The sequence below is a fragment of the Absicoccus intestinalis genome, from assembly GCF_033971885.1.
GTDB classification, from domain to species: Bacteria; Bacillota_I; Bacilli_A; order Erysipelotrichales; family Erysipelotrichaceae; genus Absicoccus; species Absicoccus intestinalis.
This window is the reverse complement of record NZ_JALBUS010000001.1, coordinates 143,000-158,698: the sequence shown is the minus strand read 5'-3', so window position 1 is coordinate 158,698 and position 15,699 is coordinate 143,000. Positions and strand designations below refer to the sequence as shown.

The 15,699-nt window shown below is 43.4% G+C and carries 16 protein-coding genes; 15 read left to right on the top strand and 1 reads right to left on the bottom strand.

Annotated elements, in window-relative coordinates; genetic code table 11:
• Positions 1–60: 60 nt before the first annotated feature.
• From MOZ64_RS00795 to MOZ64_RS00725, 15 genes are all read left to right on the top strand, one after another.
• Positions 61–924: a patatin-like phospholipase family protein gene (locus MOZ64_RS00795; protein WP_320324720.1), complete on the top strand. Its 864-nt coding sequence runs from the start codon at positions 61–63 to the stop codon at positions 922–924.
• Positions 921–1,511: a hypothetical protein gene (locus MOZ64_RS00790; protein ID WP_320324719.1), complete on the top strand. Its 591-nt coding sequence runs from the start codon at positions 921–923 to the stop codon at positions 1,509–1,511. Before MOZ64_RS00795 ends, MOZ64_RS00790 begins: the two co-directional genes overlap by 4 nt.
• A 94-nt stretch (positions 1,512–1,605) precedes the next feature.
• Entirely contained in the window at positions 1,606–2,658 is a 1,053-nt protein-coding gene (gene hydE, locus MOZ64_RS00785) for a [FeFe] hydrogenase H-cluster radical SAM maturase HydE (RefSeq protein WP_320324718.1), read from the top strand.
• The gene (gene hydF, locus MOZ64_RS00780; protein ID WP_320324717.1) at positions 2,649–3,815 is read left to right on the top strand and encodes a [FeFe] hydrogenase H-cluster maturation GTPase HydF; all 1,167 of its coding nucleotides are present in this window, start codon (positions 2,649–2,651) and stop codon (positions 3,813–3,815) included. Before hydE ends, hydF begins: the two co-directional genes overlap by 10 nt.
• Before the next feature lie 74 nt (positions 3,816–3,889).
• Positions 3,890–4,138 carry a TM1266 family iron-only hydrogenase system putative regulator gene (locus tag MOZ64_RS00775; RefSeq protein WP_320324716.1) on the top strand — a complete coding sequence of 83 codons (249 nt, stop codon included), beginning with the start codon at positions 3,890–3,892 and terminating at the stop codon, positions 4,136–4,138.
• Positions 4,139–4,140: 2 nt separating this feature from the next.
• The gene (locus MOZ64_RS00770) at positions 4,141–4,893 is read left to right on the top strand and encodes a nucleotide-binding protein (protein WP_320324715.1); all 753 of its coding nucleotides are present in this window, start codon (positions 4,141–4,143) and stop codon (positions 4,891–4,893) included.
• Positions 4,890–6,146 (top strand): nitrogenase component 1, encoded by a 1,257-nt coding sequence (locus MOZ64_RS00765; protein WP_320324714.1) that lies wholly within the window; start codon positions 4,890–4,892, stop codon positions 6,144–6,146. Before MOZ64_RS00770 ends, MOZ64_RS00765 begins: the two co-directional genes overlap by 4 nt.
• Complete coding sequence (locus MOZ64_RS00760; protein WP_320324713.1) at positions 6,143–7,117, top strand: nitrogenase component 1 family protein; 975 nt, start codon at positions 6,143–6,145, stop codon at positions 7,115–7,117. Before MOZ64_RS00765 ends, MOZ64_RS00760 begins: the two co-directional genes overlap by 4 nt.
• Complete coding sequence (gene hypF / locus MOZ64_RS00755; RefSeq protein ID WP_320324712.1) at positions 7,114–9,327, top strand: carbamoyltransferase HypF; 2,214 nt, start codon at positions 7,114–7,116, stop codon at positions 9,325–9,327. The genes MOZ64_RS00760 and hypF overlap by 4 nt, the downstream gene beginning before the upstream one ends.
• 4 nt (positions 9,328–9,331) lie before the next feature.
• Positions 9,332–9,541: a HypC/HybG/HupF family hydrogenase formation chaperone gene (locus MOZ64_RS00750; RefSeq protein WP_128519279.1), complete on the top strand. Its 210-nt coding sequence runs from the start codon at positions 9,332–9,334 to the stop codon at positions 9,539–9,541.
• Entirely contained in the window at positions 9,538–10,581 is a 1,044-nt protein-coding gene (gene hypD / locus MOZ64_RS00745) for a hydrogenase formation protein HypD (protein WP_320324711.1), read from the top strand. The genes MOZ64_RS00750 and hypD overlap by 4 nt, the downstream gene beginning before the upstream one ends.
• Before the next feature lie 6 nt (positions 10,582–10,587).
• Complete coding sequence (gene hypE, locus MOZ64_RS00740) at positions 10,588–11,592, top strand: hydrogenase expression/formation protein HypE (RefSeq protein WP_320324710.1); 1,005 nt, start codon at positions 10,588–10,590, stop codon at positions 11,590–11,592.
• Between the two features lie 9 nt (positions 11,593–11,601).
• Positions 11,602–12,360 carry a nucleotide-binding protein gene (locus MOZ64_RS00735; RefSeq protein ID WP_320324709.1) on the top strand — a complete coding sequence of 253 codons (759 nt, stop codon included), beginning with the start codon at positions 11,602–11,604 and terminating at the stop codon, positions 12,358–12,360.
• Positions 12,353–13,630 (top strand): nitrogenase component 1, encoded by a 1,278-nt coding sequence (locus MOZ64_RS00730; RefSeq protein WP_128519283.1) that lies wholly within the window; start codon positions 12,353–12,355, stop codon positions 13,628–13,630. The genes MOZ64_RS00735 and MOZ64_RS00730 overlap by 8 nt, the downstream gene beginning before the upstream one ends.
• Positions 13,627–14,763 (top strand): nitrogenase component 1, encoded by a 1,137-nt coding sequence (locus tag MOZ64_RS00725; protein ID WP_320324708.1) that lies wholly within the window; start codon positions 13,627–13,629, stop codon positions 14,761–14,763. Before MOZ64_RS00730 ends, MOZ64_RS00725 begins: the two co-directional genes overlap by 4 nt.
• Here MOZ64_RS00725 and MOZ64_RS00720 read toward each other — a convergent pair.
• A complete protein-coding gene (locus tag MOZ64_RS00720) occupies positions 14,760–15,647 on the bottom strand; it encodes a LysR family transcriptional regulator (RefSeq protein WP_320324707.1) in 888 nt (295 codons plus the stop codon). The genes MOZ64_RS00725 and MOZ64_RS00720 overlap by 4 nt on opposite strands.
• Positions 15,648–15,699 lie beyond the last annotated feature (52 nt).

Below are 15,699 nucleotides of genomic sequence, written 5' to 3'. Positions count from 1 at the left end.
TCCATTTCTTTTTTGATGGAAATGATTTAGAATAAATACACATAAGTAAAGGATGATCATATGACAAGAATTGGTTTAGTATGTGAAGGCGGCGGCATGAAATGTGCCTATGGTGCTGCCATCTTAGATAAATTTTTAGATGATGATATTTCGTTTGACTATTGTATTGGCGCCTCAGCAGGCAGTGCCAATCTTGCCAGTTACTTAGCCGGCCAACGCGGACGAAATATTCGATTTTATACAAAATGGATCAAAGATCCCGAATTTTTTGGTAAAAAAAGTTTCTTAAAAACCGGTGATTTATTTGGTCTTCAATATATATATGGAACCTTGACAAATTCCGATGGAAAAGATCCCATCAATTATGCAGCCATCATCCAGAATCCCACGCAATTTGAATTGGTGGCCACGGATGCGAAAACCGGACAACCGGTTTATTTTGATAAAACGGTGATGAAACAAAATGATTATCGAGCCATCATGGCTTCCAGTGCCATTCCGGCAGCGTGTCATCCTGTTCAAATTGGCAATGGCCATTATTATGATGGCGGGGTATCGGATGCGATTCCTTGTCAAAGAGCCTTGGATCAAGGCTGTGATAAATTGGTCGTAATCACATCCAAGCCACGGGATTATGTCAAAGAACCCGAAGCCCATAAGAAGTTGTATCATGCTTTGTGTGCCAAATATCCAGCTACGATCAAGGATCTGGATCGTCGACATATCATGTATAAAAAAGAACAAGATTTGATGTTTGATTTGGAAAAACAAAAAAAAGCCTTTATTTTTGCACCTAGTGAACATTTACCAATGAGCACCACATCGATGGATCCCAAAGAAAATGAACAATTGTACTCCTTAGGCATGTATGATTATGTGAAATTGAAAAAAGCCTTGCAAGCTTTTATCGGGGATGCCCAATGAAAACAAAGATAAAGACGATCCTTTGTATTCTTTATCTTGTGGTGATGTTTTCCTTGATCGTTCATTTATTGGAACAACCCTTTGATATTTTTCATCGCTTTGCCTGGGTCTTGATTGGCTTGTATATGTGTGATGTTGTCGATGTGATATATAAAGATAACCGTTTGATCCAATCCTTTGCCATTACTTTAGGCTTATACATGTTGTATCAAGCATGGATCCAACTCTATACGATGTTGACCATACCATCCCTGCTTTCCTTGCTCTTTACGATTTGCCTTTTGGTTCGTATCGTGCTGTGTTTTGTACCTTGGAAACAATGGAAGAAGAAAAAGTATCGCGGCTATACCTTGTTGCGCAATTTGCCTTTGTTTGGGCTCTGTGTCATTTTAGAAATCTTGTTTATTGAGTCGGGAAACACCAATAGCTATGGCTTGTGGTGGATCGAGATCCTCTTGCCTCTGCTTTTTGTGTTCTTTGCCTGTGAAGACCTCCAGCTCAAGCACCCTACGATCTGGATGGGAGGGAGTTGGATCAGCCATTTGGGACTGGCCTTGATCTTCTTACAAATGATTGGCCAAATATAGGTTGCCTGGAAACAGGCAATTTTTTTGCATTCGATTGGCTATATGGGCCTAGTTATGTTAGGATAGTATCGTGAAATTATTCACATGATAAATTATGGATACAAAAGTGAATGAATATATTGAAAAATTGGCATCTACCCATCAATTATCTTTGGATGCCTATGAATATTTGATCACCCATCGTGATGAAGAAGCGATGGAACTGGCCGCACGAAAAGCGCGGAATCTATCCCAATCCATTTATGGAAAAGCCATCTATGTACGTGGCTTGATCGAATTTACCAATATTTGTAAGAACGATTGTTTCTATTGTGGAATTCGTAAAGATGCACATTGTAGTCGATATCGTCTAGATATGGATGATATTCTTTCGTGTTGTGCAGAAGGCTACGATCTTGGCTTTCGTACCTTTGTCCTACAAGGTGGCGAAGATGCCTATTTTGATGATGATCGCTTATGCGACATCGTATCGCATATCCATGCTTCCTATCCCGATTGTGCCATTACTCTATCGGTAGGGGAACGAAGCAAAGAAAGTTATCAACGATTATACGATGCGGGGGCCCAACGTTATTTATTGCGCCATGAAACCGCCAATCAGCAACATTATCATCAGCTGCATCCAGCATCGATGTCGTTTACGCATCGGATGCAATGCATTCAAGATTTACGCGATATCGGCTATGCCGTCGGCGTTGGCATGATGGTGCAATCACCGTATCAAACGGCTCATCATTTAGCCCAAGATCTAAAATTTGTAGAGACCTTTCATCCGGAAATGTGTGGAATCGGTCCCTATATTACGGCTCAAGATACCCCATTTCATGATCAACCATCGGGCAGTGTGGAATTGACCTTGTATTTGATCAGTCTCTTGCGACTGATTTATCCGCCTATGTTGATCCCGGCAACCACCGCTTTAGGAACGATGGATCCTGTCGGACGGGAAAAAGGGGTATTGGCCGGTGCCAATGTGGTGATGCCCAATTTAAGTCCAGTAAGTGTACGACGCAAATATCAGCTCTACGACAATAAGATTTGTATTGGGGATGAAAGTGCACAATGCCGTCATTGTTTAGAAAATCGGATGGACCGTATTGGCTATACGGTCGTGACCGATAGAGGAGATATAAAAGTATGGGATTAAATGGAAGTTTATCGGCCAATCGCGTACATATCGCATTTTTTGGTATGCGCAATGCCGGAAAAAGTTCTTTGGTCAATGCGATCACAAATCAGTCGATGTCGGTTGTTTCGGAAGTCGAAGGAACCACGACAGATCCAGTTCGTAAAGCGATGGAAATTCTACCATTAGGACCGGTTGAGATCATCGATACCCCTGGCTTTGATGATGTCGGATCTTTAGGCGAAAAGCGCAAGGCACGCACCAAAGAAATCTTAAAAGAAGCCGATGTGGCAATATTGGTCGTAGATGGCCAAAAAGGTTTACAACCATTGGATGGCCAGTTGATCGATCTTTTTCAAAGCATGTCTATTCCGTATTTGGTGGTATACAATAAAGGCGATGTGGATACCTATCCTATCGATGGTCTATGGGTCAGTGCCAAAGAAAAAACCGGCATTGAACAACTGAAAGAAACCATTGGCCATTTAGCCAAAGATGTGGAATCCTCCAAAGTGATCGTTGGCGATCTGATCGATCCCGGTGATAGTGTGATCTTGGTCATTCCCATTGATGGCTCAGCGCCAAAAGGACGTTTGATCTTGCCCCAACAATTGGTCATTCGTGATATCTTGGATCATCATGGCTTGGCTTATGTTTGTCAAGATGATGAATTGGCTATAGCCTTGACCCATCTGCATCCGAAAATGGTGGTCACCGATTCGCAACGATTTGGACGCGTATCCAAAGTGGTTCCTGAATCGATCCCGCTGACTTCCTTTTCGATCTTGATGGCCCGTTATAAAGGCATTTTAAAACAAGTGGTCGAAGGGGCACAACACATCAAAAACTTGACGGATTCATCAAGAATATTGATTAGTGAAGGATGTACCCATCATCGTCAATGTGGTGACATTGGCAATGTGAAATTACCGCATTGGATCCATGAATATACCGGTTATACGGTTCCTTATGATCTTTCTTCGGGAAAAGACTTTCCCGAGGATGTGTCCGATTATGATCTGATCATTCATTGTGGCGGTTGCATGTTGAATGAAAAGACCATGCAGAATCGGTTGAAACAAGCGAAAGCACAACATACGTATATGACAAATTATGGAACGGCCATTGCGCAAATGCATGGTATCTTAGATCGTTCCATTGCACTATTTGACATCTAACTGTAAGGATTTCCAAGCAGAAAGCTGTTTTATCACAGACTCTTGGAAGGAGTCTGTTTTTTTTGGAGGAAAATATGGAAAATAAACGATTAGGCGTCATTGCGATCGTGATCGAAGATCTCGAACAAGTCGAACAAGTCAATGCTTTGATCCACGAATACAATGATTTGATGGTAGGGCGTATGGGCATTCCCTATAAAGAAAGAAATATATCGGTGATTTCTTTGATGGTCGATGGAACCACCGATCGTATCAATGCCTTAACAGGCAAATTAGGCCGATTGGAAAGGGTACAAGTCAAATCCATGTTGACGAAGGTGTAGAAATGAAAAAAATCGCAATTTATGGAAAAGGGGGCATTGGGAAATCGACCATGACTAGTCATTTGGCTGCCGCCATGGCGAGTCTTGGCTATCGCGTGATCCAAATTGGTTGTGATCCCAAAGCGGATTCCACCATTAACTTATTGGGTGGCCATCCGTTGGAACCGGTCATGAACTATCTACGAGAACACGATGAAGACCCCACCTTGGAAGATATCATGAAAATTGGGTTTGGCGGGATCCACTGCATTGAAACCGGTGGACCCACACCAGGCATTGGCTGTGCCGGACGAGGCATCATTGCCACCTTCAATCTTTTGGATGATCTGGAACTCATTGAAAAAGTGAAACCCGATGTCATCTTATTTGATGTGTTGGGTGATGTAGTCTGTGGTGGCTTTGCCGCGCCGATTCGTGAAGGCTATGCCGATGAGATCTTGATCGTGACCAGTGGTGAAAAAATGGCTTTGTATGCGGCCAATAATATCAATACGGCCGTGAATAATTTTAAAGATCGTTCCTATGCACAAGTGCGAGGCTTGATCTTAAATCGTCGCAATGTGCCTTCCGAAGAAGAAAAAGTCCAAGCCTTTGCGGATCAAAATCACCTATCGATTGTTTGTGATGTACCCCGAAGTGATGCGATCAATGAATGGGAAGATCAAGGAAAGACCGTGGTGGAAGGTGATCCCCATTCGGAAATTGCCCAGATCTTTTTTGATCTCGCTAAAAAACTCATGGAGGATGCATCATGAATACTCAACCCTATTTTCAAACCATTGCCCAATTATCCCAAGCCAAAAAGATTCCAAGTGAATATATCCCGGCTTGTCATTTGATTTATTCTTCACCGGCAACTTTATCGTATAATTCACCCGGCGCTTTGGGATTTGGCGTCAAACGAGCTGGGCTGGTGATCCCAGAAAGTGTGATGTTGTTGATCAGTCCGGCAAGTTGTGGCCGAAACTCGACCATCCTTTCTGCACAGGAAGGCTATGCCAAACGCATGTTCTATTTATTGATGAGTGAAACCGATCTGGTCACAGGTCGCCATTTAAAAAAGATTCCCCAAGCCATCGAAGAAATCTTAGAAGTGTGTGATCCCAAAGTTGTGGTTTTGTGTATTACATGTGTCGATGCACTATTGGCCACTGACTTGGAACACATTGCCAAACAATGTCAAGAAAAAACGGGCGTCATCGTCGTTCCTAGCTATATGTATGCCTTGGAAAGAGAAGGGCGCAAACCACCGATGATGGCCATTCGGCAAACGATTTATTCCTTATTGCAACGAGATCGAATCGATCCACACATGGTCAATTTGATGGGCTTCTTTTCGCCTGTCGATAGTGAATTGATCGATTTACTTCAAGCAGCTGGTCTTTCGACGATCAACCAAGTTAGTGAAATGAAGACATTGGAGGAATATTACACAATGGGGCGTGCCAATTTTAATTTGGTCTTAGATCCCGAATCGATTTTTGCGGCCGAAGATCTCAAGAAACGATTGGGTATGCCCTATATTGAATTGCCACGCTTATACGATGTGGAAAGAGTCCATCGTCTGTATCATTTGTTTGGACAAGCCATTGGCGTAGAAATAGGCGATGAAAGCGATTATTTGGAAACCAAAGAAAAGGTAGATCGGGTCGATCTAACGCATAAAAAGATCTGTATTGGCGAAATGTGCAATGCGAATCCGTTTGAATTGGCATGTGCCCTATCGCAAAAAGGTGCGATCATTTGTGAGATCTTTGCGAATGTGACCGACTACGATAAACCATGGATTCAGCGATTGGCACAAATAGCTCCGCAAACCAAAGTCTACACGGGCATTTCACCAACCATGATCCATTATCAACCTCGTACTGATATTGATTTTGTGATTGGCAAAGACGCATCGGACTATTATCCAGAAGTACCCGCTATTTTGTGGAATGCCGAAATCCAACCCTATGGCTATAAAGGAATTCAAGGTTTATATGCGGAAATGGAGGCCATTCTATGAAAGGATTATTTCGCTATTTATCCCCATTTGCTCCCGATATTTCCGGGGCTGTCAGCGTGCTCTATGAACTCGGTGGTATCATTGTCATTTTAGATGCCGGTGGATGTGCCGGCAATACTTGTGGGTTTGATGAACCACGCTGGTTTTCCAAAAAGAGTGCCATTTATTCGGCGGGCTTACGAGATCTAGATGCAATCTTAGGAAGAGATGATGAACTCTTAGATAAGATTGGCCAAGCGGTAGAAACCACTTCAGCCAACTTTATTGCTTTGGTGGGCACGCCCGTTCCTGCCGTAATTGCCACGGATTATCATGCCTTAAGCAAATTGTGTGAAAAACGCTTTGGCCTACCTTGTTTATATATGGAAACCACGGGTATGAAATATTATGATGTGGGTCAACAAATGGCCTATGCCGCCATTGATCAAATGGTTGAAAAGCAAGGAAGCATCGATACGGTCTATGTGGGAGCAACTCCTTTGGATGTTCCGTATGTAGAAGGAAATACCTTAACGTCTTTAGCTTCTTTTGCGGCTTTGCCCCAAGCCAAACAAGCCATCGTGATGTCGGTATCTGGATTATCTTTGGTGCGGAAATACCAAATTCCTTATACATTTGGTTTTGATCTGGGACATATTGATGTTAAACCCAAAAAGACTTTGATCCTTTCCCAACAAGTTTGGGCCCACATGATCCGTCAATGGATTGGCCAAGGCGATGTCGCGTCTTTCTTTATGATGGATCAAGCCTATATGCAAGAAAACGATGTGCATTTGGATGGCGAGATGGATCTGGTAAAATTGGTTTGCACACGAAAGTATGAGCGCATCCTATGTGATCCTTTATTGATGCGGGCCTTACCCGATTATACGGGGGAATTTGTCCCCTTGCCGCATTTTGCGGTATCGGGCCAATTGTACCAAAAAGAAAATATTGATACCTATTTGGCCGATGTGGAGAGAGCTTTATGATTCGTAAACAGATTCGCGTCTATGGCATCGTGCAAGGTGTGGGCTTTCGACCGTTCATTTATCGCATAGCCCAAGATGCACATATCACCGGTTCGGTATGCAACAAGGGGCCCTATGTTGAGATCTATGCACAAGGAACGGCGGAACAAGTGGCCTTATTTACGACTTGGATCCGAACCAAAGCGCCCCAACGATCGGCTATTTTAAAAATGGATAGTCAAGCGGTACAAGTGAAATCGGAAACGGAATTTACGATTCTTCATTCCGAAAAAGTAAAGGGAGATATCTTTGTTTCTCCGGATATTGCGATTTGTGATGCATGTGCCAAAGAATTGTTTGATCCCCAGAATCGAAGGTATCATCATCCTTTTATCAATTGTACGGCGTGTGGCCCTCGATTGACCATTTTGGATTCGATGCCCTATGATCGGGTGCGCACCAGTATGAAAAAGTTTCCTATGTGTCCCGATTGTGAACGGGAATATACAACACCCGATGATCGTCGTTATCATGCCCAACCCGTTTGTTGCAACAAATGTGGACCTGAATTGTATATTGTCGGTAAAGATATCCATGGTGATGCCGCCTTACAATACACAAAATCCATCATTCGCAATGGAGGTATTGCTGCCATCAAAGGCATTGGTGGCTTTCATTTGTGTTGCGATGCGACCAATGAGAAAACCATTGCCTATCTACGATCTTGGAAACATCGTCCCTTTAAACCTTTTGCGATCATGGCCAAAAATATGGATGTAGTAAAACGAGAATGTAAGGTCAATGAAGCCCAACAAAAATATATGACCGGTCCCCAACGACCTATTTTATTGTTGGAAAAACAAAAGAATGGTTTGGTCTCGGATTTGGTCGCACCAGATAATCCGATGTTGGGAGTGATGTTGCCCTATGCCCCTGTCCAATTGTTGTTGTTTGAAGGCGATATGCCCGATTGTTTGATCATGACCAGTGCCAATCCCAAAGGTGCTCCCATCTGCAAAGAGGATGCCGATGTGATCGAAAATCTAGGTGATCTTTGTGATGTGGTCTTATCCAATGATCGTGATATTCGCTTACGAGCCGATGATAGTGTGATGGCCTGGATCCATGACAAGCCTTCGATGATTCGTCGTTCTCGTGGGTATGCCCCTTTACCTATGATGATTTCCAAAAGTATAAATAAAAAGGTATTGGGCATTGGTGGCGAATTAAAGAATACCTTTTGTTTGGCTACCAAAGATCTCTATTATTGTTCGCCTTATGTGGGCGATTTGAGCGATATTCGCAGTGTGGATGCCCTAAAACAAGCCATTGAGCGGATGGAAGAACTCTTGGAAATACGACCGGAAACGATCGTATGTGATCTGCATCCGCGGTATAATTCGGTCCAATTGGCCAAGGAATATGGTTTGCCAGTTGTTCCAATCCAACATCATTATGCCCATATTCTTTCTTGTATGGCGGAAAATGATTATTTAGATCCAGTCATTGGTGTATCTATGGATGGAACGGGCTACGGTTTGGATGGTACGATCTGGGGTGGTGAGATCCTGGTTTGTGATGTGCATCATTTTGAGCGAAAAGCCCATATCACGCCGTTTATGCAGGCGGGTGGGGATCTATCTTCCAAAGAAGGATGGCGCATTGCCGTATCCCTTCTGCAAGATAAAGATCTGTGTGTACAATTGGGAGTATGCAGTGCCTTTGAATATGATCTCGTTTTTCAAATGATCCAAAAGCAGATCAATAGTGTTGGTTCAACCAGTGCGGGACGATTGTTTGATGCAGTGAGTGCCATTTTGGGATTGTGTCGGATCAATACGACCGAAGCGCAGGCATCGATGTTGTTGGAATTTGAAGCACGTAAGTGGCAAGGGGAAGGTATGAACTTTTATGGTGATACGACGGCTTTGGTGCAAGCTATTGCCCAACGAATGTTTTATAAGGATGATCGATCCTATTTGGCCTACAGTTTTCATGAAGGACTGGCCAATTATATTGTCGATCGTGTCGTAGAAGTAAGAAAAGAAACCGGTCTATCTACCGTGGCTTGTAGTGGCGGTGTCATGCAGAATCAATTGTTGATGGATCTGGTTCGAAATAAATGTGAAGAAAATGGCTTTCAAGTATTGTCGCATTCGATGATTCCTTGTAACGATGGAGGCATCGGTTTGGGACAAGCCTTGTATGGCATGATGAATGGAAAGGAATAAAGTTATGTGTGTAGGATTACCTGCTAAAGTAAAAAAAGTAAAAGATGGACAAGCCATCGTGGATGCGATGGGTGCCACTCGTGTGGTATCGAGTGAATTGGTGGACGGTTTAGAACCGGGGGATTTTGTGATGGTGCATGCGGGAGCTGCCATTGCCAAGATCACCGAAGATGATGAAACCGAAGCCAGTGCCATCATGGAGGCTTTAGAGTGAACGAACAAGTCTTAAAAGCCAAACAAATCGTGGAAAACTATGACGGCCGACCGCTACGAATCATGGAAGTTTGTGGCACGCATACCCATGAAATCTTTCGCTTAGGGATTCGGCAAATGTTGCCCGAAAACATTCATTTGATCAGTGGACCAGGCTGTCCGGTTTGTGTAACGCCGGTTGGTTATATTGATCAAGCTATTGATCTAGCTTTAAATCATCATTGTACGATTTGTACCTTTGGTGATCTAATTCGGGTACCTGGCTCTGATATGTCTTTACAACAAGCCCGGGCCAAAGGGGCGAAGATCGTCATGATCTATTCACCAACCGATGCCTTTACTTATGCTCAAAGTCATTTGGATGAAGAAGTTGTCTTATTAGCGGTTGGTTTTGAAACCACGACACCAGCGAGTTGTATGGCCATTCGCGATGCCAAGAAAAATAATTTAACGAATTTTTCGGCATTGGTAGCCAATAAAACGATGGATAACGCTTATTTGGCTTTAAAAGATAGTGCCGATGCCTTCTTATATCCAGGGCATGTATCGACGATCACAGGTTGTCAGATTTATCGTGATCTTTGTGAAGAGGGAATTTCCGGAGTCGTGACGGGTTTTACGGGACCCGAGATCCTAACGGCTTTGGCTGTGATCATCAAAAAGTTAGAAAAAGGGCAACCTTTTTTCATGAATTGTTACCCACGGGTGGTACGCGATGAAGGTTCGCCATCGGCTCGAAAGATCATCGCATCGGTCATGGAACCGTGTGATTCCATTTGGCGTGGTATTGGCAATATTCCCGGTTCGGGCCTACAAATCAAAGCGGCTTATCAAGACTTTGATGCCCGTAAGAAATATGGTTTAGAAAATACCCAAGGACATCCGAATCCAGCTTGTCGTTGTGGGGATATTTTACGTGGGGATTGTATGCCGAATGCATGTCCATTGTTTGGCAAAGTGTGTACGCCAGAACATCCAGTGGGTGCTTGTATGGTTTCCAATGAAGGATCGTGTTCGGCTTTTTATAAATATATGGAGTAGTAGAGTATGGAAAAATATGTAACGTTAGCGCATGGAGCCGGTGGTCAACAAACCTCGGCCTTGATCCATGATATCTTTAAAAAATATTTAGGCAATCCGGATTTTACGGCCGATGATGCCGCGGTTTTGACCAGTCCTTCGGGACAATTGGCCATGTCAACCGATGGCTTTATCGTTTCACCAAGTTTTTTTCCGGGTGGCAATATTGGCAAATTGAGTGTTTGTGGAACCGTCAATGATTTGGCTTGTATGGGGGCCAAACCGTTATACATGACTTGTGCCTTTCAGATTGAAGAGGGCTATCCCTTAAAAAAATTAGATGAAGTGGTTCAATCGATGGCGAAGACAGCCAAAGAAGTCGGTGTACATTTTGTGGCTGGTGATACCAAAGTGGCTGGTAAAGGTCAAGTGGATGGCATTTTTATCACGACAACGGGAGTAGGTCAGATTCAACCGGATTTTCATCCCCAAGGCAATCAAGCCAAACCGGGGGATAAGATTTTGGTGACCGGTGATGTCGGTCGTCATGGTTGTACGATCTTGTTGGAGCGCAATGATTTTCAAATTCAAACCGATGTGACCAGTGATTGTGCCCCTTTATGGCATACGGTCGAAGCGATGTCCCAGGTAACCAAGGATATCCATGTGATCCGGGATGCAACGCGTGGTGGTGTTGGTACGGTCTTGTATGAAATTGCCGATGAATCGCAAGTCGGCGTGAAAATCGATCAAGAAGCGGTTCCTGTTCAGAATCATGTGAAAGGCGTTTGTGGTATGTTGGGATTGGAACCTTTGTATTTGGCTTGTGAAGGACGTATGGTCGTGATCGTACCGGCTGAACAGGCCCAAGCCATCGTGGATACGTTGCATACCTTACCGTATTCGCAAAATGCGGCCATTATTGGTGAAGTGACGCAAGATCATGTAGGCAAAGTAGTCATGAAAACTTCGATTGGTTCGGAAACGTTGTTGCCAAGTCCATCGGGCGAGTTATTACCACGTATCTGTTAGGAGGCTCTAATGATAAAATTAGCGTTTTATGGAAAAGGTGGAATTGGAAAGTCAACGACGGTTTCCAATGTGGCGGTTGCGTTTGCCCAAATGGGATATAAAGTGATGCAGATTGGTTGTGATCCGAAGGCGGATTCCACGATGAATTTACGTGAAGGCAAAGAGAAACAAGCCGTCTTAGATATCCTTCGGGAAAAAAATAAAGAAGCGACCCTAGAAGATGTGATTACCCAAGGTTATGCGGGGGTGTATTTGGTTGAAGCGGGTGGTCCCATTCCAGGGCTTGGTTGTGCCGGTCGTGGCATCATTGCGGCCATGGAATTTTTGGATGAAAAGAAAGCCTATGACATCTATCAACCCGATATTGTGTTGTTTGATGTCTTGGGGGATGTTGTGTGTGGTGGTTTTTCGATGCCGATTCGGGAAGGCTATGCCGATCAAGTCTATATCTTAACATCCGGTGAAGCCATGTCCATTCATGCGGCGATGAATATTGCCCTAGCGGTCGAAACCTTTCAAAAACGAGGCTATGCCACCTTGGGCGGAGTGATCGTCAACAAACGAAATGTGAAAAAGGAAGAAGAACGGATCGAACAATTGTGTGAAGATATCCATTCCCAAGTGATTTCCACTTTGGAATATGATCCATTGATCCAAGAAGCCGATGAGATGCATAAGACCGTCTTAGAAGCTTTTCCACAAAGTGATGCGGCAGACCACTATCGCCATTTGGCCCAGGTCTTATTAGAAAGCAATCAAAATGAATGAGCATGTAGCGAAGATCCAAGTAAAAGACATTCAATCCTCGACACCGTTTCATGCGGGATTGGAGTTTACGCCCCAAACACGAGGAACATGGACGATTGCGCATACCCCGCTTTTGATTCCCGAAAGTCATGAGATCTTTGTGTGTCCGCAAGGTTGTTTGCGTGGGGTTGTCTTGAGTGCCGCTGAAGCCCATGGGATGGATCGATTTTCCATGGTCACTGTAACGGAAGACGATTTATACAATGGTAAGATCGAAGAATTGTTCATCGACGGAGTCAGTGATATTGTGGAACATTTGGATCCCCAACCCCCTTTGGTGATGACGTTTACGAGTTGTGTGCATCATTTTGTGGCCATTGATTTGGATTTGGTCTTCAAAGAATTAAATCAACGATTCCCAGATATCTGTTTTGTAGAAAATTATATGAACTGTACGATGCGCCATTCCAAGGTGCATTATGAATCGATGACGACCAAACAATTGTATGCGGGCTTACAGCCCACCAAACAGGATGGTTCCATCAATATCATTGGCAATTATTTTACCCTAGATCGAGATAGTGAGATCTTTCAAATCATCGGAGATGCGAAAGATTTGTGTCAGATGCGAACCTTTGATGAATATTTAGAAATGGCTGCTTCTTCGTATAATATCTATAATGCACCCGTAGCGATTGAATGTGTGCAAGATTTAGAGAAACGATTGAACCAAAAACCCATCTATATGCCCTATTCATGGGATATCGAAGAAATCAAACAGGATGAAGCCAAGTTGATGGAGATCTTAGGCATTTATCCGGATCTTTCTCGCTATGAAAAAGATGCGCTTCGTGCTTTAGAAAAACTGCACGATGCGATCAAGGATATCGAAATTCAAATCGATATGAGTGCCACGCCACGTCCTTTGAGTTTAGCCAAATTACTTTTAGAGCATGGATTCCATGTAACAACGGTCTATACCGATACCATTTTACCAGGAGAAGAAAAGGCTTTGGCTTGGCTTCAGGAACATCATCCCGATCTTATGGTTTGTGCTTGTGTCGATTTTCGTTGTCGAACATGGCAGAAGAGTACTACACCAGTTTTAGCCATTGGTCAAAAGGCAGCCTACTATAGTGGTACAGACCATTTTGTGAATATGATCGTCAATGATGGGATGTATGGATTTGTAGCTATTCGCAAGCTATGTGAAAAAATGTTGGATGCCTATATTTATCCAAAAGAAACCCAACGCATCTTGGATGTGAAAGCTAGAGGGTGTGTACTATGAGAAAGGTATTTCGTGATGTGTGCAATTATGCAGCCGATCTAGCCGGAATCAATTCGGCTTTATATGAATTGGGTGGATTGATCATCATGCATGATGCTTCGGGATGTAACTCTACGTATGCGACCCATGATGAACCACGATGGACCCAAATGCCTAGTTTGATCTATATCAGTGCGTTGGAAGAATACGATGCGATTCTTGGTAATGATGATAAGTTGATTGAAAATGTTGTAGAAGCCGCTAAGGAAACCCAGCCAAACTTTATTTGTTTATTTGGTTCGCCCATCGCGTTGGTAATGGGAACCGATTTCAAGGGCATTGCCCATGTGGTTGAACAAGAAACAGGCATTCCTACCTTTGGTTTTAAGACTTCGGGGATGTATTCGTATATTCGAGGGGCGAGTCAAGCGTATGAAATGTTGGCAAAACACTTTGTGCAACCCCAAGTAAGACCAAAGCGTTCGCAAATTCGTATCAATCTTTTGGGTATGACCCCTTTGGATCTGGGGTATTCCGGTAATAAAGAAGCCATCGATTCTTGGGCCCATGACCATAATTTTTCCATTGTTGCGAATTGGTCCATGGGCACGAGTTTGGAACAAATTCAACAAAGTGCCTTAGCCGATGTGAATGTGGTCGTGTCTTCTTGTGCCTTGGCAGCCGCCAACGTTTTAAAAGAACGATTTGGGATTCCCTATGTGGTGGGTGTACCGGTGGGAAAGTGTGCCCAATTATTAGCAGAAAATATCATTTTATCCGCTCATGATCAGCAAGATCGAGAATTGTACAAAGTAGGACCCAATGCCTCACATATTGTTTTGATTGGGGAACCCGTCATGGCCCAAAGCATGCGTTTGGCCTTGAATGATGAAGTCCAGATCATTTGTCCAACTGAAATTGGCTGGCAGCTACAACCAGGCGATTTGCACTCGCAAGAAGAAGAAGAGATTCGCAATAAACTGAACGCAGCCGATATGGTGATTGCGGATCCTATCTATCGACGTTTGATGAACAAGGATATTCCATTTATTGATTGTCCGCATTGGGCTTGTTCCGGACGTTTGTTTAAAGATCAGATGCCGGTACTCATTGGAGATGGCTTTGAGACGATGATCCGTCCATTGTCTTTTTAACAGGTTGTTAACCAGTTGTTTAGATACGCGATAAAACAGTTGGCTTCATTGGATACTGTGGTCTCTTTGTTTTTCACGAGATAGACTTCTTTTTGACAATTGGGATCCTCAAATTCCCGAATCACCGTATTAGCTGTTCGTTGTTTTTGGGCTAAAAAAGTAAGCGAGATGCCAATGCCTGCGTTGGTTTGGGCAAATTCATGGATCAAGGTTTCTGAGGTTGTTTCTAATAAGACATTCACATGGACGCCTTCTTTTAGAAAGCGACTGATATTGGTGGGATACACCGAATAGGATCGACCGCGTAGTGCAAGCGGGATCCCATCGAGATCCGTATATTGAATGGTTTTTTTAGAAGCCAATGGATGTTTTCGATTGATGATCGTACAGTGTTTCCATGCGAAACAATAATGCGCTTCATAGGCGGAAAAATCGATAGGAGCTGGCAAAAAGGCAAGTTCTACCGTATTGGATCCTAATAATTCATGGATCTGGGTTTCTGGTAATTCAATCAAATTTAATTTGATGTAGGGATATTCGATATAAAATTGACGAATGAAATCATAATGTAGATAGTCCAATACGCCATACGTAGTAGGAATGGTTAGGACAATGCTGTTGTTGGCATCGGCCAATGAAAAATCCGATTGAATGTTGTCCAATTCATTGATGATGATGTGGGCATGTTTCGCTAATTGATCGGCAGCATGGGTTGGGAGCAGACCTTCATGGGTGCGTGTAAATAATGTGACATCCAATTCCATTTCGATTCGTTTGATGGTTTTGCTGAGGGCTTGGGAAGTGATATATAAGCTTTGGGCTGCTTTTTTGATGCTGTGAGATGCATATACGGCAAGAAAGTATTTTAATTCGGTAGTTGTCAAAGTGATTCCTCCCATCTTTCTTTTGATTGTAGTCAATACGCATCAGTAAATC